We start from the raw sequence: 22,138 nt of genomic DNA, 5'->3' as shown, positions 1-22,138 counted from the left end.
AGAAATTCTCACAGAACATTGTACTGTATCGTTAAAAAGTAGAGAAGCAACTTATGTTTTTCCTCTTTATATCTACCCAAATACAGAAAATAAACAAACAAATCTTTTTGTAGAAAAAACTCCTAACCTATCCCCAAAATTCTTAGAAGCTATTAAAGAAAAACTTGGTAAAATACCCCCACCAGAACAAATTTTTTACTATGCTTATGCTATTTTTCACAGTCCTACATACCGCACTAGATACGCTGAATTTCTAAAGATAGATTTTCCCCGTCTTCCCTTAACTAGTAATCAAAACCTATTTAACTCCTTAGCTATCAAGGGAGAAGAATTAGTTAATTTACATTTAATGAAATCTCATACACTCAATAATTTAATGACAACTTATCAACAAATAGGAGATAATCAAATTACTGAGGTTACTTATCATTCAGAATTGCAAAGAGTATATGTTAATAAACAGAATTACTTTACCAATATTCCTCAACACATCTGGGAATTTAAAATCGGAGGATATCAAGTATTAGATAAATGGTTAAAAGACAGAAAAAACGCCAAAAGAGAATTATCTACTCAGGAAATTAACCATTATCAAAAAATTGTTATCTCTTTAACAGAAACTTTCCGAATCATGGAGGAAATTGATCAAATTATTCCTCATTTTCCCCTCAAATGAATATTCGCTTCTACCCATTGAATTACTTGATAACCAAGATTAGTACCATTAAGTCGATCAATTTCCCGGACTCCGGTAGGACTTGTCACATTAACTTCCGTAAGGTAGCCACCAATGACATCAATACCAACGAAAATTAACCCATCTTGACGGAGTTTTGCGGCTAAATGAGTGCAAATTTCCTCTTCTCTTGGGGTGATATTAGTTTTTGCGACAGTACCACCAGTTGCCATATTATTACGAAAATCACTACTACTAGCAATACGATTAAGCGCGCCTATGGCTTGACCATTAAGTAAGATAATCCGTTTATCTCCCTCCTTGGCTTGAGGTAAATAATTTTGTACCATGACGGGAATTTGACCATGAACTGTGCTAAGTTCAACAATAGAATTAAAATTGCGATCGCTTGCTTGTAAAAATAAAATTCCTTCTCCAGCTTTATTTCCCAGTGGTTTGAGAATTGTCGCTGCTTTGGCTACCACAAACTCGCGGATAACCTGTTTATCAGCACTAACAATGGTTTCGGGAACACATTCCCGAAACTGAAGGGCGTACATTTTTTCATTCGCACTACGAATACCAGCGGGGTTATTGATGACTAGAGTTTTATTTTGGTCAATATAATCCAAAATATAAGTAGCATAAAGATAAGCGTCATTTATTGGTGGATCAGTCCGCATAAATACGGCATCCATTTCTTCTAAAGGAATAAAAACCCTAGGGCTTAATTTAAACCAATTATCAACCGCTAACCAACGTCCCTCCACCAACTTTACAGGAACAAGCTCTACTTGTTGGGATACAGCCCAAGCTTTGCCATCAATTACACTTAGTAAATTTGCTTGAGTTATCCATATTTCATGTCCCAAAATTTGCCCTGCTTCCATCAGTGCCACACTGGTATCATGACATGGATCAAGTTTATGTATAGGATCAATAATAAAAGCCAGTTTCACCCTTTATACCTCTGTTATCCATGAATTTTCACATTAAAGAATATTCAAGATCCCCGACTTCTCAAATTCATTTATGTATCTCAGAGCAAGAAAAATGAGAGTAGGAACTTGGGGATCTGATACATAATCTTTTAATCTTAATTAGGTAATTAAGATGCTAACATCTCATCTAATTTACCTTGACGTTCTAAAGCGTGTATATCATCACAACCACCTATGTGATGATCATTAATAAAAATTTGGGGTAGAGAACGTCTACCATTAGCTCGCTGTGCCATTTTTGCTCTTGCGTCCTCATTTCCGTCAATACTATATTCAGTAAAATTAACACCTTTATTGTTCAGTAGACTTTTAGCACGGAGACAAAAAGGGCAAGTTGACCAAGTATAAATTTCTACTTTTGCAGTCATAATATTCTCAACAAAACGTCATAATTCTTAATTTTACTGATCAGGATAGGTAAAAGGCAACTAATAGCTGTTAATTACCAATTACCAATTACCAATTACCTATTACCTATTATCTATTCCCACTCAATAGTTCCTGGTGGTTTAGAAGTGATATCATAAACCACACGATTAACCCCTTTCACTTCATTGACAATGCGGTTAGAAATGGCTTCTAGCACGTCATAAGGAATCCGCGCCCAGTCTGCGGTCATCCCATCTTCGCTGGTAACAATCCGTAAAACAATAGGATGGGCATAGGTACGTTTATCACCCATAACTCCAACGCTGCGAATGGGTAAAAGGACAGCAAAAGCTTGCCAAACCTGATTATACAAGCCGCGTTGATTAATTTCTTGACGGACAATTAAATCAGCATCTCGCAAAATATTTAAGCGTTCAGCAGTGACCTCCCCTAAAATGCGAATTGCTAAACCCGGTCCTGGAAAAGGTTGACGTTGGACAATTTCTTCTGGTAAACCAATAGAACGACCAACTTTACGAACTTCGTCTTTAAATAGTTTCCGCAGCGGTTCTACCAGTTTAAATCTCAAGTCTTTTGGTAAACCACCCACATTGTGATGACTTTTAATTTTCACTGCTACCCGTTCCCCAGTTTTGGGGTCAACATTGGTATCAGCAGATTCAATCACGTCTGGATAGAGTGTTCCTTGAGCCAAGTAGTCGAAGTGTCCAAGATTCTTGGATGTTTCCTCAAAAACGCTGATAAATTCATGTCCAATACGCCGACGTTTTTCCTCTGGGTCTGTGACTCCAGCGATAGCTGAGATAAATCGCTCACGGGCATTGACATATTCTACAGGAATATGGAATTGTTCTTTAAATAACTTTACTAACCTTTCGGGTTCTAATTTCCGCATAAAACCCTGGTCAATAAATACACAGGTTAACTGTTCACCAATGGCTTTATACAAAAGAAAGGCCAAAGTAGAAGAATCTACCCCACCAGACAATGCTAATAATACCCGTTTATCCCCTACCTTGGTGCGAATTTCCTGAATGGCTTCCTCAACAAAAGCCGCTGTTGTCCAAGTAGGTTCACATTCACAGATATGATAAACAAAATTACGAATTAAAGCTAAACCACCCTGAGAATGGACGACTTCGGGGTGAAACTGTACGCCATAAAGTTTTTTGTCGTGATGAGCGATCGCTGCACAAGGTGTATTGTGGGTATGGGCAAGCAGTTCAAAGCCTGGAGGTAGGCTTGTAACTGAATCTCCATGACTCATCCACATAGTTGTACCCTCTTCGACATTAGTTAATAAGTCTGTAGGATCATCTATATATAGAGATGCTTTACCATATTCACCTCGTTCCGCTTTGGTAACTTCCCCACCCAATTGATTAACCATCAATTGCATACCATAGCACACTCCCAGAACTGGTATTCCCAACTTCCAAATTTCTGAGTCACAATGGGGAGCAAAGTCACTATATACAGAACTAGGTCCACCAGAAAGAATAATACCTTTGGGGTTAAGTTGACGTAACTGTTCCGCTGTGGTGCGGTAGGAAAGAACTTCGGAATATACTTGAGTTTCGCGGATACGACGCGCAATTAACTCAGAATATTGAGAACCAAAGTCTAAAATTACAATTATTTGCTGTTTCAGGTTCCCCAAATTTTGTTGTGTTTGAGGTACTTCAACCGTTGGTAGAGTCACCGCTGTATTCATGGTAGCCAAGGTGTGTCGTTAAGGATAGAAAGTCACAGTCTGTGATTTTGATGATTTTTGTGATTAATAGTCATAACTGTTAAATTAATCATCGAAATCAAATTCAAATTTCAAATTTAGTATTAAAAAAAATATTTATTTGAGTTATTTATACCAATTTAAGACCAAGCAGCCAGATTAGACTAGTAGATTTCAATTATCATTAACCGCAAAGACGGATAAGTTAATTGATAAATTTGATAATTCTGGAGTGACTATTTGCCTACTTTAAATTGGTATGATGATAATTCTTATTAATTTAGCACAATTTTTCCAGTAAGATACAACCAGTTTTGCTTTTTACAAAAATTTGGCGATCGCGGTCAAACAGGACGCAACCGCAAGCTATACTAGTTTTACCTTGTTCATTGTGGCTATTGATATATACTTGGCTACGGGTGTCAATTGCTTCAGCAATTGCACTATAGACTAGATTTACCCAATTACTACCAGTATTAATATCAAGGTTTTTCAGGTGTTTTAGTGCTGCTTCGGCTGTAGGACTGTGAAAAATGGTTTGAATATCGGTCGCATTTAAACCGAGCATAGCACAATGGCTGGTTAAAATTTCCCGACGACCATCAGCCAAATGATGATGGGTGTGAAAAATTCCCCCCGCTAGTTTCATCAATTTACCATGATAACCAAATAATAAAATTTCTTTGACACCTAAGACATCAGCAGCTACTAACATTGGTCCCAACCAATTGGCGGTTTTTATCAACTGTGCGGGATTTATACCGATTTTCTGGGCTAAATCTAGCCCATTTTCCCCAATACAAAATACCAAAGTTGTAAATTTACTAGCCCTTTCCTCTAGATTAGCACGAAAAGCCGCTAATTGATCCGGTGTGCTTAAAGGTTGAGAAATACCCGTTGTTCCCAGTAAAGATAGTCCCTCTACTACACCAAAAGCTGAGTTAGAAGTACGGATGGCCAGCGATCGCCCTTCTGGTAGAATAATAGTAACTTTGATTTTTTCCGTCTCTGTTAATAATTTACGTAAATTTTCCTGAAATAACCGTTGAGCGTAAGTATAAATTGCTGCTTTACCATCATCATTGAGTTTTTTCCCAATACCTTCTCCACCCTGAATAATTACTGATTCTCCATCTCCTTCGTACCATTCTACCACAGCCCAAATTGGTGTATTTTTAGTTAAATCCAGATTATCACCAGGATCACTGCGAGTCATAGCCAGGGCTTGATTTTCTGATATTCCTGCTACTTGGTCAATGGGTATTTCTCCCATTTTAGCAGGTTCAAGCAAGTCTATGGAGACAGAATTTATATTTTTACGATAACGTAGCCAATGTAAAGCCGCAACAGCAGCAGCACAAGCGAAAACTGGTAAAGTGTATCCAGAACGGGACATAGTGACAATTGAAAATTCAAAAAACCCTGACTAATCTAAACACCAACTTCCGACAATAAAACCTGCATATTTTCCCAGGAAATATCCTTTTCCAGATAACGGGGTGACTCAGGATGATAGGGACTTGCTATTCTATCAATAGTGATAATTTTAGCAGCTTCAGATAACACAGGAACATCAGGATCAAAAGCAGTTGAACGCATTAAAGAACTAGAAAAGCCTTTAAAAACAGCAATTGTATCAGTTTCACCGTCAACTTCCACATTGATAATAAGCACCTCTTGTGGTCTTTTAACTGTGTATTGTTCCAGTCTTTTACTAATAGGACTATTCATAATTTTAACATGAGTGACCTTTGAGCGACTTGCCATGAGACACAATTAATGTGTAGTCGAACGTCCATATTTACTGAGTTTGAACGCGACAAAATAACTTAAATACACTATGTAAAATCCCAAAGTAACTATACCGATAAAACCGAGAAAAGCAGGTGTACTCTTATGGTGGAAATAGTCTTTAAAGACTAATGGTGCTTCCAACCAAACACTACAGTAAGGAGTTTTCAGCGTATTAGCCGAAAAAGCGCAACGTAAAAAAGGTAAAAGGGCTAACGCTCCTAAACTACAATAAACCGTTGTTGCCCAACGCCAAGAGGTAAAAATCAGTTTTAATGCACCTTGGGGATGATACTCAATTTCATCATTGATATCCACCCAAAACCATAGTGCCATAGGGACGAGAATCCGTGCCATTAAAGCAGATATAAAACCAACTCCCAAGCCACCAATCATTAAATAGATAGTAATGGCTAATAGACTAGCTACACGCCAGTAAATCATTAATAAGCGTTGCATGGCTTCAGATTTTTGCACAAATGCCCAAATTAGGAGAATTATGGGAATAATCAGCACAAATAATAATTCTAGCCAATAGTCCATCCAAACATAGGGGCGAAACCATACTTCTGTCATAGAGTCAATAGAAAACTAGAAAAATTTGTAACTGGATATTTGATAGCGTAGCTTGTCTTGAGCCATGAAAGAAAAAAAGTCAGTTTTGGTATTCTGTTCAAAAGTGAAAAACGGGGGGTTTATTCCCCGTCTGGTGCAAAATTCCCGTAAATTGTCACTTAGTGAAAAAAGTACAACTGCTGGTTTTAGTCTTCATAAAGACGGCACTCATCTGCGTCTGGATTAGCATCGCAATACTTTTCTAGAGAGTTTTTAGGCTTGTCTTGGCTCTGGTGAGATGCTGCGGCTTGAAGTTCTTCTACTGCGTCCCAAGCAGCAGCACACGCAGCGGAATTACTACCGGAAATGTCGCATACAGCCCGAGCTTCTTCAACTTCTTCTTGGATTTTTGCTTGGATATCGCTATTGGTTTGGGTATTAGTCATGATTGTGTCCCGTTATGTTTTGTTTATACCAATATAGAACAACTTTGGAAATGGCAAGTTTTCTTTCTATGAATAACCATTCTTACACTTTTAGTGATAATTCGGTTGGGTAATATCATCTAAACTGACAATTCCTGACCATTGCACCTTTTTCTGCTGTTCTCGACGATAGGAAAAGAAATGTTCTGGAGTTTGGAAAGTACAATAGGGTGCGATGGCAATTTGTTCTAAACTAACTCCCAACTGTTCCAACTGTAAAGCATTTACCTGACGCACATCTAAACGCACTTTTCCCGGTTCTGTATCACTGAGTAAAGGTGAATTTGGTAAATCACGCAAAGCAGCAATAATTTTTTCTGGTTCGTTGTGTGGTATAACGCTACTGCCAATTTCTGCGGCTACTTCCACCGCCACTTGATAAACTTCACCCGCAATAGCCGGACCCATTGCCACACGCAAATCTGCTAAATTACTGCCGTGGGCTTGCATTCTATGAATAGCTGCCGGGACAATTTTCGCCGCAGTACCGCGCCAACCAGCGTGTAAAGCCGCTACTTGTCCAGTTTTGACATCTCCAATCAAAACAGGTGTACAGTCAGCAGAGGCCACCCAGACAGCTTGTAAAGGTTGATGACTAATTAAACCATCTGCTAAAGCCAAATCATCATCACTGATGTTAACATAATGATCAACTTCCTGGGGAGTCAAAACAGTATTGCCATGTACCTGTTTTAAGCGATAAACTAAGGCCTCTGGTTGTAGTGCCTCAGTTAGCTCATGAGGTAGACGTGGCCAAAACCGTTGGGTAAAGAAACCATGAGGCCAGGGTTTTAGAAGATTACAAGTTAGGTAGGGTAGACCTTCCCAATTGTGCCAATGCCAAGTGTGCATCTTTAACCAAACCTCAACAGAAAATTAACAACTTTCAATCAATTCAATGTTAACTTGAACAACGGCCAAAACAGATTTGCCAAAAAGCCAAAAAAATCTTCAAGTCAATTATGGGGCAATGCAGTGGAATTTAATCGGCAACTTTTGGTAGATAGCTTAAAAGCAGAATATAAGCATCAAGACTTACCATTCTCCCTACATATTTTTAATACATTATCCTCCACAAATCAAACCCTGTGGCAACTCATTCACCAAGGAGAAAAACCAGGCTGTATAGTTATTGCTACTCAACAAACCGCAGGGAGAGGCCAATGGGGTCGTCAATGGCAGTCTCCTGCTGGCGGTCTATATCTTTCGATGGCAATAGATCCTAAACTAGAAGCTACCAATAGTTATCAACTTACCTTGGCCAGCGCTTGGGGCATTACAGCACAATTACGAAAATGTGGTTTACCAGTGGGCATAAAATGGCCGAATGATTTAGTATTAAATAGTCGCAAATTAGGCGGCATTTTGACGGAAACCAAAGTTAATCAAGGACAAATCACTCAAGCCGTTATTGGTGTTGGTATTAACTGGGAAAATCAGGTTCCGTCCACAGGAATTAATCTGAAATTATGGCAAAATTCCCAGAATTATCAGATGATAGATCACCTAGAAATGCTAACTTCAAAGGTTTTACTAGGAATTAAGTCCGGTATAGAGTGTTTACAAGCAGAAGGAATAAGTATACTCTTATCTAACTATCTTGATGTCCTCACAAATATGGGTGATCAGGTTTATGTCAATAATCTTTTAGGTACAGTAGTTGGTGTAACTCAAGAGGGTAATCTCCGGTTAAAAATGACAACTGATGATCCAAAAGCACCAATAACACCCGAAATTTGCTGCCAACCAGGTACAATTAGTTTGGGTTATCGTCAAGCTTAGGTTTCATCTGGTAGGATAGTACACATCCATCCAACATTTAATGACATCATTTTCTTAGGTTTATTACACACAAAAAAAGAGAACAAATGACGCAGCATCATAAATCTGCCCATAAAAATTTTTACTTAAGTGGGATGAGTAAAGGTTTTGCTTCTAAACTACCGGGACGAGGCCTTTGTCTACTAACTAGCTTTAGTCTTATCGGTAGCGGTTTTGTGGCTGCAAGTGAAAGTTCATCAATATACAACATTGTCCCAACTATTGAGAATTCCCAACCAAAAGCAGCAGCCAAATCAGCTCAGCCAGAAACTATTGTGTCACCAACAGCACAACCAAAAACAGATTTTTCTGAACGCCAAGCTAGGCTAAAAAAAAGGCTAAGTAGTAAAAGTGGATATAGAGCTATACAAGCTATTAGAGATGCAAAATCCAGAGGTGAAAATGCTCAACAGTCGGAAGCTGACTCCCTAGCCAAAACACTCCCGGAAGTCTCCCGAACAACCAAAATCTCTGAGGAGACTACCATAGATACAGGGAGTAACGCAAAGGATTACAACAACAATTATATTGATCCCACTGAGTACAAAAATCCCGACACAGGTAACTATCAATCCCCAAGTTCTGTAGTAGTGACAGAACGTTCTAGAGGTTGTCGAACAATTTTAGGCGCAGGTGCTTGTGCTAAAACTACCCAAAATCGCCCCGTGGCTAAGTTTCAAGGATCATCACCGACTTGGCTGAAAAAAAGTGCAACTGCTAAATTACCGACCGTTTTCCCCGCCAAAAAATCAGCCTGGACACCTATAACTGGAAATAACAATCAGCAAAAGAATATTGCTGAAAATGTTACTAATAGTGACAGTAAAATTAGTCGGACTCGACATAATTGGCGGTCAAGGGCAATTGAAAACAGAACTGATACCCGCAATTATACAAGTCATACAAAAGCAGCCTATCATCGCCGTCGCTTTCTCCCTCATCCTGGGGAATTTAGCACTACAATTGTGAGCGCTAATCCTATCGCTCCCCCGGTGGGTAGTTTACCAGCACCAGTGATGGAGGGCAATGTTGCTCCTCGTGCCAGTATGGTGTCTTATAAGTTCTCCCTGGCATCAGTCTTACCAGAAGTTCCTTATACTAATACCATTGCCTATCGTGGTGGTAGTGGTTCGGGAATGATCTTCCCTCTAGCTATCGCTGCCCCAATTACTTCTTTGTTTGGCTGGCGAGTTCATCCTATCACAGGTGATAGTCGCTTTCACACTGGCACAGACTTGGGGGCACCCACGGGAACACCAATTTTAGCAGCAGCTAAAGGTCAAGTCGAGACTGCTAACTGGGTTAGTGGTTACGGTTTAGCTGTGATCATTAATCATGCTTCGGCTCAACAAACTCTCTACGGTCATATGTCAGAAATCTTTGTTCAACCCGGCCAATGGGTAGAACCAGGAACTGTCCTTGGCTTAGTTGGTAACACGGGTAATTCTACTGGTTCTCACTTGCACTTTGAAGTCCGTCACCTCACCCAAAATGGATGGGTGGCTGTTGACCCAGGTGTACAGTTAGAGGGTGGAATCAGTCAATTGATACAATCTCAGCGGATAGCCCAAGCTCGTTAATTAAGGTAGGGGGAATTGCCAATTCCCTCTACAAATACCCATTTTCTGCTAAAAATGCAGTTGTAATATCCCCTTCTTGATGGTGATTATTTCCAGGAGTGAGGAACTTTTCTACGTATTTACCCAAGATGTCTGCTTCTAAATTTACCCAACTCCCTGGGACTAAATGACTCAGATTGGTTTCGGCATAAGTCAGCGGTATGACTGCGACTGTAAATTGAGATAACTCTGATTTATATTCAGCGACCGTTAGGCTGATACCATTAACAGCAATACTACCTTTAGGAACAATATAACGAGCGATCGCATCGGGAGCAACAAAGGTCATTTCCCAGGAACTAGCAGTTTGTTTAGATGTTATTAACTGACCAATTCCATCTACATGACCCATGACAAAATGACCACCGACTTTACCACCTACTCGCAGCGATGTTTCTAAGTTAACATATCTTTGCTGAGTTTCTTCTTGACCTAATGTTGTGCGCCCGAGGGTTTCTGGTGAAGCGGTGGCAATAAATCCATCTTTTAATATTTCTTCAACCGTCAGACAGACTCCATCTACAGCTATACTATCACCATAAGCCAAGTCCTGAACGATTGTCTGTGGCTGACTAAGATAACTAATCTGCCACAAATCTCCCCCACGGGGTTTTATCGTTCCTAAACCTTGAATTAATCCTGTAAACACAGCTTTTGCGAAAATAATTTTATTTATTGCCTAATTTTGGCGGAAATCAACTCATAATTATCGGAAAAAATTTACAGCCCGTAGGTTTAATTTATTTCCCGATTTTGCTAAATGAATATTAACATATTAACATCACTCCCAGGGCTTACTTGAATTTAAAGGTTAAAGAAGGATAAAATATGAAGGATAAATAAATTAGTTGTTAATATGGTATGAAATAGGTTTATTTATACCTCATTGCTAGGAGACCACAACAACAGTCAACGAACCATTAATTTTTAATTTTCAGAAGAGTGTATTGTCTGCTACATAGTTCCAAGCGATTAAAGAATTTTAGAGGCTGAACCAATGATAGAAATGAAAGTCGCTGGTATAGCATTAGATGCCATCACCCGCAGCCCGATTGTACTCCTGAAAGATGGTTCAGATCGTCGCGCTTTGCCCATTTACATCGGTCAAGAACAAGCGAGAGCAATTATGGGGGCTATGGAAAATCAAAAGCCTCCTAGACCTTTAACCCATGACCTGATGGTAAATATGCTGGAGGCGTGGAATATGACCTTAGATAGAGTCATTATTCATACTCTGCAAAAGGATACCTTTTATGCTGCGTTAATTCTTCAGCAAGGGGATGTCAAAAAAGAAATTGATGCTCGTCCCAGTGATGCGATCGCTATTGCCCTACGTACAAATACCCCTATTTGGGTGATGGAAGAAGTAGTCGCTGATGCTTCTATCCCCGTAGATCGTGATGCTGATGAAGCTGAACAGGAGGCCTTCCGCGAATTTATTTCTAATCTCCGTCCCGAGGACTTAATTAAGCGGTTTGGCAATGGAGAAAGCTAGTACCGCAGGAAAGTATTGAGTAATAATTACTGAGTTGTCAAAGCTGAGAATTGAGAAAACACAAAAAAAATTATTTTATTATTTCTCTATTCTTTCCTCAACTCAGCCATCATTTACTTAACTGGATAAATTGGATTCATGCAATATCGTCGTTTTGGTAAAACTAATTTACATCTTTCTGTTTTTTCTTTGGGAACAATGCGCTATTTAACTGATAGCGAAAATGTCCAGCAAACCATTGAAAAAGCCTTATCTTTAGGAATTAATCATCTAGAAACAGCTAGAGGTTATGGTGAGTGCGAAGCATATCTGGCTAAAGCTATTAAGGCTGGTTTATCAATACCTCGTCATCAACTTTATATTACTACCAAAATTCCGCCTACAGCGGATGCTGATACCATGCGTCAGTATATTGATGAATCTTTAAAACGGTTAAATTTAGATTATTTAGATTGTCTAGGAATTCATGGATTAAATACTTGGCAACATTTAGAATGGGTACAATCAAAAAACGGCTGTATGCTGGCTGTACAAGAGGCTATAAATGATGGCAGAGTTAGACATATTGGTTTTTCTACCCACGGTGGATTAGATCTAATTTTAGCAGCTATAAATACAGATTTTTTTGAATTTGTCAATCTGCATTATTACTATTTTTTCCAACGTAATACCGCCGCAATTCAATTAGCAATAGAGAAAGATATGGGGGTTTTTATTATTTCTCCCGCTGATAAAGGGGGAAAATTATATAGTCCACCCCAAAGATTAAAAGAACTTTGTCATCCATTCACACCCTTAGATTTTAATTATCGTTTTCTGCTAAATGATAAACGCATTACTACCTTGAGTATAGGACCAGCAAAACCGGAAGAGTTAGTAATATCTCCAGAAATTTTTGCTCATAAAAATGAATTAACAAAAGCGGAAATTGATATTTTAGAAAGATTAGAAACTCAGCAAAATAATGTTTTATTAACTGATAAATGTAGTCAATGTTATGCTTGTTTACCTTGTCCCGAAAATATTCATATTCCCGAAGTTTTAAGATTAAGAAATTTAGCCGTAGCCTACAATATGACAGATTATGGACAATATCGTTATGGAATGTTTGAAAAAGCCGGTCATTGGTTTCCAGGAATGAAAGCCAACCGTTGTACAGAATGTGGTGATTGTTTACCCAAATGTCCAGAAAATTTAGATATTCCTACCTTATTAAAAGATACCCATGAAAGATTACAAGGGAAAGCAGGAAGAAGATTATGGGAGTAAAAAAATCAAATGTAGAGATGTTACCAGCAACATCTCTACAAATATTAAAGATAATGGATATTTAAATTACGGAAATCTTTAAACATTAGTATTTTTGCTCCTGATTTCTTCGACTTCTGCTAATGTTTCCACCGTTAAAGGTGTAGATTGACTCGCACCAGAGAGCAGTTTTAAAAGATTAGGACGGGAATCATATAATAGATAGATAATGCGATCGCCAATTTCCCATTCTTGGGTAGCTGACATTACCTGTAAACGTTCTTCCCGTTCTAGCAAAAGAGGTATTAAAATCCCATCCTGAATTTTTTCTTGTATATGTTCTTGTTGAGATGCAAATTCTGCCACATTTAATGTAGTTGCACCTAACTTAACCTGTCCATTACTTAAATATTCATTCCAAGTTTTTATTGGTAAATCAGAAACAAAAGCCTGATCAACTTTACTATTAACCAAAGGAGAACCTTGAGGGTGACGGGGAAAAGCAGCTAAAACACAGGGGGGATTAAATTCCTCAGCTGCCCGTTGTGCTAAAACAAAATTTACCTCACCATTACTTGTAATTGCCAAAAAAGTACCCATTGAACCAATTCCGGCCTCTTCGAGTATTTCCCCGTCCAAAGCACTACTAGCAATTACCCTAAGATTTTGGGCTTCAGCTTGGGCTAAACGTTCTGGATCAGTATCAATCATCACGACACTTTCTCCCCGTTCTTGAAAAAAGCGAGCAATTAATAAACCCAAAGGATTACAGCCGACAATTACCGCCCCAGTTGCGTCTTGAGAAGTAATTCTTAACAATTTAACCAACCAGCCAGCGGTTAAACCTTGACAAAAAACTGTCATAATAATTGTTAAAAACACTAAAGCCTTAATTGAGTCACCACCATTAATGCCGCGTTGGGTGAGTAAAATCGCAAATAAAGAAGCCACAGAAGCGGAAACTATGCCTCTGGGTGCAACCCAACTTAAAAATAGTTTTTGTCGCCAATTTAAGTCACTGTTCCAAGTACAAAGAATGATATTAATGGGACGGACGACAAACATTAACACCAAAACAGTCAATAAACTCCCCCAACCCAAAGCCAAGACACTGGCAATAGATAAATCAGCCGCTAGGAGGATGAATAAAACAGAAACACTGAGAATGGTAAGTTGATTTTTAAAACTTCGCAATAAACGTTCTTCGGGAACTGAAGAGTTAGCAAATACCGCACCAGCCACCACTGTAGTCATAATTCCCGACTCGCTGCGGATGATTTGCGCTAGGGTGAATAATACCCATAACATTGCCAGTACAACCAGATTTTTCAGTTCAAAGGAGATGAAATTGGCCCGTTTGAAGATCCAACTCATTAAGTAGCCACCAATACCACCTATACCCGCACCTACACCGAAACGTAAGAGGAGACCAATAATGGCATTAATCGGGTCTGTATCACCGTTTAAAATCGTATCTAGGACTACATAAGCCAGAATAGCACCCACGGGATCAATGATAATCCCTTCTCCTTCTAACAGCGTTGCTACTTGTCTATCTACATTAATTTGTTGAATTAATGGACCAATGACAGTTGGACCAGTAACAACAACAATAGACGCATAGAGAAAAGCTATATTCCAAGGAAATTCACCCAACCAGTGAGCGGCCAGACTACCCCCCAACAGAGTGATCATTGTTCCCAGTGTCACAAGTAACTGTAAACTAACGGAAACCTTGCCCAACTCTTGCCGATCTAATTTCAGTCCTCCCTCAAACAAAATGATTGCCGTTGCTAGGGAAACAATCACTTCTAATCCTGCCCCTAGTAAGTGCGGTTGCAATAGTCCCAAACCGTCTTTACCCAAAAGAATGCCTAATAGCAGTAGTAAGACAATGCTGGGTAGCTTGAAATATGCAGCCATTACCTGGGCGCTAATGCCCGCAAAAACAGTGATCACCATCTGGATGGTGATTTCAAAAGGTGCTTCCATGTTGTAGATTTTGAGCCATAGATTTCAAATCAAAATCCTGTGTACAGAATCATATAGCAAGGAAACTGGTAAACAAGAGTATCTGGAGACCTTCATAGGCGGCGTTGCCCAAACCAAGCATGAATTTAGGTGTAGAGAAGTTCCATGGAACTTCTCTACAAGAGTTTGGATATCATCAAAAATCATTTTCACACATCAAATCAGCAACGCCCATAGGAAAACAGTACCCACCAAAGTTATCTCACTAAGATTTTAGTAGATTTTATCCAACCGTCAGCAGTTTATTTCCCCTGCTCGCGCCTCTAACCCTTTCCCAGACTGCTCAAAAAAATTTTTTCCCAACCTATTGACATCCTCAAAAAAATCCGCTATATTGTTTAAAGTGATGAGAAACAAGCCCCCATCGTCTAGAGGCCTAGGACACCTCCCTTTCACGGAGGTAACAGGGATTCGAATTCCCTTGGGGGTACTAAGGAAGGGATAGAAAAGTTTTTTCTATCCTTTTATTCTTTCTAATTTCTTATTTTTTTGTAGTTCCTATAACCAAATAATTAGTTAGAGTATGGTTTCTAGAGAGCGCTGACGAATTGCTAAGAGGTTGGCTTGCAGGTCTTGACTGAGACGGCGTTCAATAATTGAGATTGGCATAGTCAGTTTAGGCCAAACTTGGATGGTGTAGCAAAGAGTAGTACCTTGTTGTTCACTGAGAAAACAAGGCTCTAAGCACCAAAAACCCGAAAAACCCTTAAAATCTCCTTCTACCATATTGAATTGGATTAATTTAGGAAATGATTCCTCTAAATCCAAAACCACACGGGCACAGAATTTAAAATTAAGTAAACTCGCTCTACCAATTTGTTCCAGTCGAATGCCTCCATTGGGATGTTCAAGAAGAGTGCTTTTGGCTAGATTGGGAATAAAATCAGGTAATGATTCATAGTCCGTGAGAATTTGCCAAACTTTTTCTACTGGTTGGGGAATTTGGATTATCGCGCTAATTTGGCGCTGTCTGTCTGATAATTTATCAACCTGAATAGCTACTTCATTGGTATCTAAGTTTTCTTCAGGAGAAATATTGTTACTGAGTGTAGAAGAATCAGTTACCATTGTTTTTTATTCTATTTACCTATAAATAACCCATAAAGCTGATATTTTGCATCCGAGTTAATACTAAAACCCATAGTGAAATGTTTAAAATCAAGTTGAAAGTGGTATTTTACCCAATTACAAGGGTATAAATGGGTAAAATTAACTAAAATTTCCAACTAGCCAGATAAACTTTCCAAGCTCAGAGGAAGCATATCACCATTTCTGGTTAATCCTAACAACATTGACTGTTGTGGTTCAATTAATTTACCTGTGAGGACACAACGTTGTTCTTGTTCCGCTATAGCACAAATACTGGCACGAATATCAGATTTAGAAAAACGCGGGTTCCACTCACCAGATTTTTGCTGGATATAATTCCACAGGATATCTCGAATTAGAGACTGATATCCTTGATTACCAGCCATATCTTTAAGTTTATCCTTTAGTACCCGTTCTAGACGAATACTAGTAACTTCCATATCAGTTGTTGAAATGCGTGTAATGGTTTGCATGATTTTTTCTCCTTACAGATATATACAGAGTAGTAATACAAGTGTAGTATCTTTAAAAAAATGTTCAATATAGCAAAATAGATTTCATATTTGAGGGGAGAGAACCGTTTTAAACCCTTCAACAACTGTGACAGTGAACTTACTGGGTAAATTGTGGTTAAGTCTTTGTGTTTATTGATAAGCTAACATTTGCAAAAAATATTTAGATAGATATACAAGCAAATCTAGAATAATAGAAGAGGATATTTATGGCTGCATTTTCAAGAGTTCAGGAACTGTGACAAATCGGTATCCTTGCTGTTTAAGCCCGCTAATAATTTCTGGTAAGGCTTTCACTGTTCTCTCCCGATTTCCTCCACCATCGTGCATTAACACAATTGCTCCAGGTTTTGCTCCTTTAAGAACATTTTTCACAAAGGCTTGAGGTTTAGCGCGAGGATCGGTGTCTGCTGAGGTGACAGACCAGAGGACAACGGAGTTTTTTTGATTTTTGGCATAAGCAGCTAATCCGTTGTTTAAATAGCCTCCTGGAGGGCGGAAAAAAGATGTTTTAACGCCTGTTGTCTTGTAAATTAGGTCATTTGTGCGTTCAATTTCACTTTTTGCTGTAGCTGCATCCATATTTCGATACCAATGATGCCAAGTATGATTACCGATAGCGTGGCCTTCAGCTACAACTCGTTTAGCAATTTCGGGGTTAGCTTGTAAAGCATTTCCTACCCAAAAAAATGTAACTTTGACATTATTTTGTTTGCAGATATCCAGCATTTCTAAGGTTGTTTTTGGCCAAGGACCATCATCAATAGTTAACGCAATTACTTTCTCTTTATTACTGGGTTCGACTTGATAAACTGTCTTCCCCTGATATTTGCTGGGGACGGTAAAATTTAGATTTTCAATTTTAGTTGATAGTTGTGATTTTCCTGGAAATTCATGTTCAGGAATAGCAACTTTTAATGGTTTGTCATTTGTTTTTAACTGGTTGGGACTTTGGACGTTAGTACAAGCAGCTAAAGATAATAATATTGTGGCCATACCAATGATTTTGAGTTTTTGATTGTGGCTGTCTGTCGGGGTATAATTGTTAATTGGGGACATAAATTTTGTTGAGAATTTTGTTGAGAATTTTGTTGAGAATTTTATAAGAATCCTGTGCCTGAGCTAGTTATGATTCTAAATTTATCTTTTCTTGACCATTGTAGATTAAACTAATATAAACTTTAGATGATGATCTGATTAATAGAATCCTGGATGCTTTGCATATCAATCAGTGTAAATAGTATTTATGTGTTCAAATTTACCGATTTCAGTATCACAACAGTGAAAGTATGAGCAACAAAACTGCTAATTGATCAAATTTTCAGCCCTTTAAAAAAGGAAGAATCACTGTAAATACTGTTCCCTTTCCTAATTCACTATAGAAGGTAATTTCCCCCTGGTGCAAATCCACGCATTTTTTGACTATGGACAAACCTAAACCTGTACCAGGAAGTGTCCCGACGTTAGATCCGCGCTGAAAATACTCAAATAAATGAACTTGGTCTGCTTCAGGAATACCAATACCATGATCACTAATTTTAAAGATAAGTTGGTCATCTTTCTTAGACAAACTAAAGTTAACTAAATTGTGATTAGGAGAATACTTAATAGCATTAGTCAGGAGGTTGGTTATAATTTGCCGCAACAGTTTTTTGTCTACTTGAACAATCTGATAATTGCTGAAAATTTCATCACCTAAATCTATATAAAAATCAATTCCATGGGAGGTAAAGCTAGCTTCTATTTGCTCCTTGAGATGACGACAGAACTTAATGATATCTAATGGTTCTAGGTTTACTTCTATTTTTTCAGCTTCAGCTTGGTTAATCATGAGGACATCATCAAGGATTTGGATGATATGCCTGATTGTATTTTGGATTGTTTCTAGATGTTCCTGTTTTCTTTTTTCACTGAGGCGATCGCTAAAATTTTGTAAAATACCCGATGATGAAGAAATAATCGCTAAAGGAGTGCGAAACTCGTGGGATGCCATGGTAATGAACCGGGATTTTAATTGATTTACTTCCTTTTCTTTTTCTAGAGCCTGACTTAATTCTGCTGTCCGTTCAGCAACGCGATTTTCTAGCTCACTTTTCAGTTCTATGAGTTGTTGATTCTGGATTTCTAAAGTTTTAGTTAATTCTCGTAACTGCAAATGTCCACGCACACGAGCAAGTAATTCTTGTTTTTGAAATGGCTTAGTTATATAGTCCACGGCACCTAAATTTAACCCTTTAATTTTATCAACAGTATCAGCCAGAGCAGTCATAAAAATTATAGGTATAGACTTGGTCAAGGGATCGGCTTTCAATTGCTGACAAACCTCAAATCCATTAATATCAGGCAACATAATATCCAATAGGATTAAATCAGGAATACTCAAACGGGCTTGTTTCATGACATTTAACCCCTCTGCTTCGATTCGCACTTTGTACCCTTCTTGATTCAAAGCATGATCAAGAATTTCTAAATTGGTGGGATTGTCATCAACTACTAAAATTATGGACTGCTTAGTTAAAGTTTTCAAAATCTTTTCCTTATGATTTATAAATTATGAATGAAAATAGCGATTCTCGTAACGGTTAACTGATTTTTAACTTTGAGTTTCATAGTGCTGAATTGTTTATAAACTTGTTCATGGGTTAGGTATTTCATCTTGAGTTTAAATACGACTAACCCCAGTATACTACGTTATTTTGAGATTAAATCCCAAGACTCTCTTTTCTAGAGTACACTATTTAGGTAAAGATGTTTTTTGTTTACTGATATTTTGCAGAAATTCACGGATCTTAACAATTTTATATCCTCGCAGCATCAAAGTCATTTTATCTATAAAGGGACGGTAAATTTCACCGCTTTGCTCCAGACGGTTTAGCTCATGATTTATTTCCCGAATTTGTCCTTTCATAGCATATTCTAGCAATATGGTTAAATCCGAGGCTGGTGGCACAACCATTTCTGTATCAGTAACTTCCATGGATGTTTTAGTGTCATTTGTCATGGATTCTGCATAAATCCAGTTCAGATGAAGTTGTTGGGCTAATATCCAATAAAGTTCTTCTGTTTTCACTGGTTTAGGTAAAAAACCCTGTCCACCGATAAGCAAGCTTTTTTGACGGTCTGCATCAAATACACTAGCAGAAGAAATAATCACGATTGTGTTTCTCAACTCGGCTAATTCACGTATTTGAGTCAGCATTTCCCACCCGTCCATAATCGGCATTTTTAGGTCAGAAATTATCAGATCAGGAGGATTTTCTATAGCCTTTTGTAAAGCTTCTTCACCATTGTTAGCTTCTATAACTATAAAACCCAAGGGAGCAAGTAAACTAACGATTACAGAGCGATTTTCCCAACGATCATCAACTACTAAAATTTGTCTACGCTGGCCAGAATATCCCACAATTTGGCCTAAATTAGTCATAGTATTAGCTTTAGCCCAGTTATCAGCCAAAGAACACTGGATCTCAAATTCAAATAAAGTGCCAATTCCCAATTCACTTTTAACTTCCAAGTGACTACCCATCATTTCTACAAAACTTTTACTAATTGCTAAACCTAAACCAGTTCCTTCTGTTTTTTGTTTAGATGTTCCCGTCTGTTCAAAAGGCATAAAAATTCTTGTTAATTCCTCGCTGTTCATGCCAATTCCAGTATCTTCAACCTGAAACTTGATTTTCACAGAAGAGGATGTCAATGTTTTTATATCATTATCACTAATAATAGCTCTAAAAATAACTTGTCCTCTATTTGTAAACTTGATGGCATTATTCAAGAGATTTAGCAAAATTTGTCTAACCCGCTTTTCATCTAGAATAACTCCTGATGGCATATTTTCTGCTAATTCGTAAATAAAATCTAGGCTTTTTTCCTCTGCTTTAATTCTGGCAATTTCCGCTACTCCTTGTAATAAAGATGGTAAATAACAAGGTACAGGATCAAGTTCCATTTTCCGGGCTTCAATTTTGGCAATATCAAGGATATCGTTAATCAGGGTGAGTAAGTGAGTACCACATTGATAAATCACAGCAATTCCCCGCTGTTGCTCCTGAGTAAGTTGTGTCCGGCTCAAAATCTGGGCATAGCCTAAAATACCATTTAGGGGTGTACGCAATTCGTGACTCATGTTAGCAAGAAACTCGCTTTTGGCTTGATTTGCTATTTCAGCTTTTTCTTTAGCAATGAATAATTCTGCGGTTCTTTGCTCAACTCGCTCTTCCAAAGTTATTAGAGATGATTGTAACTGAATAGCCATTCTCTTGAAGGAATTGGACAGATTTACCAATTCTTTAATACATTTAACTTCCATTAAAGCAAGATCTGATTCTCTCCAAAATGGTTGACAGTTGGCTAGTTCTAGAGCTTGAGTGGCTCTATTTAACTGTAGAATGGATTTATTTACACATCTAGTGGTGAGAAAACCCATCCCCGTGCTAATCAGTAGAGTTAGACCACACAATACAATGGTCAAATCAATATTGTTCTTAATTTCTTTAAGAAAATCGGTTTCAGGAATCACAACAACTGTTAGCCAATCTAAATTTCTATCAACCGACGCTGGTATAACTTCGACAAAATGCCGTTGCCCATTTTTGGATACAAAGATCAGGTTTTGTTTTGTTGTTATTCGCTCAATTCCCTGGAAATGTGCTAATAGGTTTTGAGTTGTTTCCCGAGTTAGATCGTTACGACTGTTCAGTGTATTTAATCTGTATTTACTCAAATTATCTGGTTTAGAAAAATTGAAAGAGGTTGATAAACCTAAAAGAAAAGGATCTTCACCAGTGGAACTAGCAACTAATAACCCGCTCCGTTCTAAAATAAAAGCTTGACCTGTCTTACCTATTTTCAATTTTCGCAGGAAATCCTCTAGTTGAGATAGAGGAACAGAGGTACTAACAACTCCCTGAAAAGTATTATTCTGATCAAAGAATGCTAATAAATAGCCAATAATTAAAGTTGGTTCATTGTGGTTATTTCTTGAAACAATAAAGTGCCAAATTCCCTCTCCTGCTGCATTTTTCGCTGTTTGATACCAATGACTTGATCGAGTATCTTCCGAGGGTTCGGTTTGAGAATTAATGATATTTTTAGACTGATTGTAATTCCCTAGATTGTCAGTGAAGTAGGTATTCCATTTATAATTAGTTGACTGATCTCTGAGAATAATCATCCCAGATCCATCTTTTTGTTTAGCTACTGCCAAAAATCTGTTTTTCTCTGTAGCAATGGCAACATCATTTATGTGATCAATTATTTGTAACTGCCGCCAAAAATAGTTTTTTACTGTGGCTAAATCCTGATAATTCATAATACCTAATTTGATCAGAGCCACATTATTTTCGCTAGTTTGTATTAGGTGTTCCAAATAATCATCTAGACTTTGATCAATGTGGTCAGAAATTTCTGTGATCAATTGTTTAGCCATATTCTCTACTACCTTTTCCCCAGTATAGTATGAAAGATAACCAACTAACCCCACAGCCCCGACAATTTGCAAGACAAAGGGAACAATTAGGACTAATCTCAGGGGTATTTCTTTTAATATATTCGCGCTATAGCTTTTCATTATTTAAGTAAATGTGGTCAATACCTGATTTGGGTGCGTCCATGGAACTATACCATAGTCTATTATACACCAATACTGTTAAGGTAAGGATACAAAGTAAAGATAATTTAATTTTGGCGGCTCT

The 22,138-nt window shown here is 38.0% G+C and carries 20 protein-coding genes and 1 tRNA gene; 6 read left to right on the top strand and 15 right to left on the bottom strand.

Going from position 1 to position 22,138, the window contains the following annotated elements; all coding sequences use genetic code 11:
• The coding region (locus FFO06_RS11095) for a type ISP restriction/modification enzyme (protein ID WP_306420215.1) at positions 1-676 on the top strand (676 nt) is incomplete at its 5' end.
• On the opposite strand, the gene gshB is transcribed toward FFO06_RS11095, so the two are convergent.
• The 8 genes from gshB to pgeF all read right to left on the bottom strand — a co-directional run bounded on the left by gshB (position 658) and on the right by pgeF (position 7,482).
• On the bottom strand, positions 658-1,635 hold the full coding sequence (gene gshB, locus FFO06_RS11090; RefSeq protein WP_137908096.1) for a glutathione synthase: 978 nt from the start codon (positions 1,633-1,635) through the stop codon (positions 658-660). The two genes, FFO06_RS11095 and gshB, sit on opposite strands and share 19 nt — an antisense overlap.
• 149 nt (positions 1,636-1,784) lie before the next feature.
• Entirely contained in the window at positions 1,785-2,045 is a 261-nt protein-coding gene (grxC, locus tag FFO06_RS11085) for a glutaredoxin 3 (protein ID WP_137908095.1), read from the bottom strand.
• A 113-nt stretch (positions 2,046-2,158) separates the two neighbouring features.
• Positions 2,159-3,781, bottom strand: coding sequence for a glutamine-hydrolyzing GMP synthase (gene guaA / locus FFO06_RS11080; RefSeq protein ID WP_137908099.1), 1,623 nt, complete (start codon positions 3,779-3,781; stop codon positions 2,159-2,161).
• A gap of 298 nt (positions 3,782-4,079) precedes the next feature.
• Positions 4,080-5,195 (bottom strand): cobalt-precorrin-5B (C(1))-methyltransferase CbiD, encoded by a 1,116-nt coding sequence (cbiD, locus tag FFO06_RS11075; protein ID WP_137908094.1) that lies wholly within the window; start codon positions 5,193-5,195, stop codon positions 4,080-4,082.
• A 35-nt stretch (positions 5,196-5,230) separates the two neighbouring features.
• Positions 5,231-5,530, bottom strand: a complete 300-nt coding sequence (locus FFO06_RS11070; protein WP_137908098.1) for a DUF7734 family protein — start codon at positions 5,528-5,530, stop codon at positions 5,231-5,233.
• 45 nt (positions 5,531-5,575) lie between these two features.
• The gene (locus tag FFO06_RS11065) at positions 5,576-6,166 is read right to left on the bottom strand and encodes a DUF3177 family protein (RefSeq protein WP_190371416.1); all 591 of its coding nucleotides are present in this window, start codon (positions 6,164-6,166) and stop codon (positions 5,576-5,578) included.
• A gap of 185 nt (positions 6,167-6,351) precedes the next feature.
• On the bottom strand, positions 6,352-6,591 hold the full coding sequence (locus FFO06_RS11060) for a Calvin cycle protein CP12 (RefSeq protein ID WP_137908092.1): 240 nt from the start codon (positions 6,589-6,591) through the stop codon (positions 6,352-6,354).
• Positions 6,592-6,681: 90 nt separating this feature from the next.
• The gene (gene pgeF, locus FFO06_RS11055; protein WP_137908091.1) at positions 6,682-7,482 is read right to left on the bottom strand and encodes a peptidoglycan editing factor PgeF; all 801 of its coding nucleotides are present in this window, start codon (positions 7,480-7,482) and stop codon (positions 6,682-6,684) included.
• Between the two features lie 123 nt (positions 7,483-7,605).
• Between pgeF and FFO06_RS11050 the strand changes: the two genes are divergently transcribed.
• Both FFO06_RS11050 and FFO06_RS11045 read left to right on the top strand, forming a co-directional pair.
• Positions 7,606-8,412: a biotin--[acetyl-CoA-carboxylase] ligase gene (locus FFO06_RS11050; protein WP_137908097.1), complete on the top strand. Its 807-nt coding sequence runs from the start codon at positions 7,606-7,608 to the stop codon at positions 8,410-8,412.
• Positions 8,413-8,498: 86 nt separating this feature from the next.
• The gene (locus FFO06_RS11045) at positions 8,499-10,031 is read left to right on the top strand and encodes a M23 family metallopeptidase (RefSeq protein ID WP_137908090.1); all 1,533 of its coding nucleotides are present in this window, start codon (positions 8,499-8,501) and stop codon (positions 10,029-10,031) included.
• 28 nt (positions 10,032-10,059) lie between these two features.
• Here the strand turns inward: FFO06_RS11045 and FFO06_RS11040 are convergent, their stop codons facing one another.
• A complete protein-coding gene (locus FFO06_RS11040) occupies positions 10,060-10,719 on the bottom strand; it encodes a riboflavin synthase (protein WP_137908089.1) in 660 nt (219 codons plus the stop codon).
• A 348-nt stretch (positions 10,720-11,067) separates the two neighbouring features.
• Here FFO06_RS11040 and FFO06_RS11035 point away from each other — a divergent pair, with 348 nt between their 5' ends.
• Together FFO06_RS11035 and FFO06_RS11030 are read left to right on the top strand one after the other, a co-directional pair.
• Entirely contained in the window at positions 11,068-11,565 is a 498-nt protein-coding gene (locus FFO06_RS11035) for a bifunctional nuclease family protein (protein ID WP_028082839.1), read from the top strand.
• Between the two features lie 138 nt (positions 11,566-11,703).
• A complete protein-coding gene (locus FFO06_RS11030) occupies positions 11,704-12,834 on the top strand; it encodes an aldo/keto reductase (protein WP_137908088.1) in 1,131 nt (376 codons plus the stop codon).
• A 78-nt stretch (positions 12,835-12,912) separates the two neighbouring features.
• Here FFO06_RS11030 and FFO06_RS11025 read toward each other — a convergent pair whose 3' ends face one another.
• On the bottom strand, positions 12,913-14,805 hold the full coding sequence (locus tag FFO06_RS11025; protein ID WP_137908087.1) for a cation:proton antiporter: 1,893 nt from the start codon (positions 14,803-14,805) through the stop codon (positions 12,913-12,915).
• Positions 14,806-15,201: 396 nt separating this feature from the next.
• On the opposite strand from FFO06_RS11025, the gene FFO06_RS11020 reads away from it, so the two are divergent.
• A tRNA-Glu gene (locus FFO06_RS11020) sits at positions 15,202-15,274 on the top strand.
• 86 nt (positions 15,275-15,360) lie between these two features.
• On the opposite strand, the gene FFO06_RS11015 is transcribed toward FFO06_RS11020, so the two are convergent.
• The 5 genes from FFO06_RS11015 to FFO06_RS10995 form a co-directional block, all read right to left on the bottom strand.
• Complete coding sequence (locus FFO06_RS11015) at positions 15,361-15,912, bottom strand: SRPBCC family protein (RefSeq protein ID WP_137908086.1); 552 nt, start codon at positions 15,910-15,912, stop codon at positions 15,361-15,363.
• A 158-nt stretch (positions 15,913-16,070) separates the two neighbouring features.
• Positions 16,071-16,406, bottom strand: a complete 336-nt coding sequence (locus tag FFO06_RS11010) for a hypothetical protein (protein ID WP_137908085.1) — start codon at positions 16,404-16,406, stop codon at positions 16,071-16,073.
• Positions 16,407-16,652: 246 nt separating this feature from the next.
• Entirely contained in the window at positions 16,653-17,504 is an 852-nt protein-coding gene (locus tag FFO06_RS11005) for a polysaccharide deacetylase family protein (protein WP_137908084.1), read from the bottom strand.
• Between the two features lie 262 nt (positions 17,505-17,766).
• Positions 17,767-18,972, bottom strand: a complete 1,206-nt coding sequence (locus tag FFO06_RS11000; protein ID WP_137908083.1) for a hybrid sensor histidine kinase/response regulator — start codon at positions 18,970-18,972, stop codon at positions 17,767-17,769.
• Positions 18,973-19,179: 207 nt separating this feature from the next.
• Positions 19,180-22,014 carry an ATP-binding protein gene (locus FFO06_RS10995; protein WP_137908082.1) on the bottom strand — a complete coding sequence of 945 codons (2,835 nt, stop codon included), beginning with the start codon at positions 22,012-22,014 and terminating at the stop codon, positions 19,180-19,182.
• Positions 22,015-22,138: the final 124 nt, after the last annotated feature.

Source organism: Dolichospermum planctonicum, assembly GCF_005402965.1.
GTDB classification, from domain to species: Bacteria; Cyanobacteriota; Cyanobacteriia; order Cyanobacteriales; family Nostocaceae; genus Dolichospermum; species Dolichospermum planctonicum.
This window is presented reverse-complemented; position numbering and strand designations above follow the sequence as displayed.

Bases quoted from the DNA above. Each gene is read 5' to 3' on its own strand.
- grxC (WP_137908095.1), bottom strand. From the start codon at position 2,045: ATGACTGCAAAAGTAGAAATTTATACTTGGTCAACTTGCCCTTTTTGT.
- guaA (WP_137908099.1), bottom strand. From the start codon at position 3,781: ATGAATACAGCGGTGACTCTACCAACGGTTGAAGTACCTCAAACACAA.
- cbiD (WP_137908094.1), bottom strand. From the start codon at position 5,195: ATGTCCCGTTCTGGATACACTTTACCAGTTTTCGCTTGTGCTGCTGCT.
- FFO06_RS11070 (WP_137908098.1), bottom strand. From the start codon at position 5,530: ATGAATAGTCCTATTAGTAAAAGACTGGAACAATACACAGTTAAAAGA.
- FFO06_RS11065 (WP_190371416.1), bottom strand. From the start codon at position 6,166: ATGACAGAAGTATGGTTTCGCCCCTATGTTTGGATGGACTATTGGCTA.
- FFO06_RS11060 (WP_137908092.1), bottom strand. From the start codon at position 6,591: ATGACTAATACCCAAACCAATAGCGATATCCAAGCAAAAATCCAAGAA.
- pgeF (WP_137908091.1), bottom strand. From the start codon at position 7,482: ATGCACACTTGGCATTGGCACAATTGGGAAGGTCTACCCTACCTAACT.
- FFO06_RS11045 (WP_137908090.1), top strand. From the start codon at position 8,499: ATGACGCAGCATCATAAATCTGCCCATAAAAATTTTTACTTAAGTGGG.
- FFO06_RS11035 (WP_028082839.1), top strand. From the start codon at position 11,068: ATGATAGAAATGAAAGTCGCTGGTATAGCATTAGATGCCATCACCCGC.
- FFO06_RS11030 (WP_137908088.1), top strand. From the start codon at position 11,704: ATGCAATATCGTCGTTTTGGTAAAACTAATTTACATCTTTCTGTTTTT.
- FFO06_RS11025 (WP_137908087.1), bottom strand. From the start codon at position 14,805: ATGGAAGCACCTTTTGAAATCACCATCCAGATGGTGATCACTGTTTTT.
- FFO06_RS11015 (WP_137908086.1), bottom strand. From the start codon at position 15,912: ATGGTAACTGATTCTTCTACACTCAGTAACAATATTTCTCCTGAAGAA.
- FFO06_RS11010 (WP_137908085.1), bottom strand. From the start codon at position 16,406: ATGCAAACCATTACACGCATTTCAACAACTGATATGGAAGTTACTAGT.
- FFO06_RS11005 (WP_137908084.1), bottom strand. From the start codon at position 17,504: ATGTCCCCAATTAACAATTATACCCCGACAGACAGCCACAATCAAAAA.
- FFO06_RS10995 (WP_137908082.1), bottom strand. From the start codon at position 22,014: ATGAAAAGCTATAGCGCGAATATATTAAAAGAAATACCCCTGAGATTA.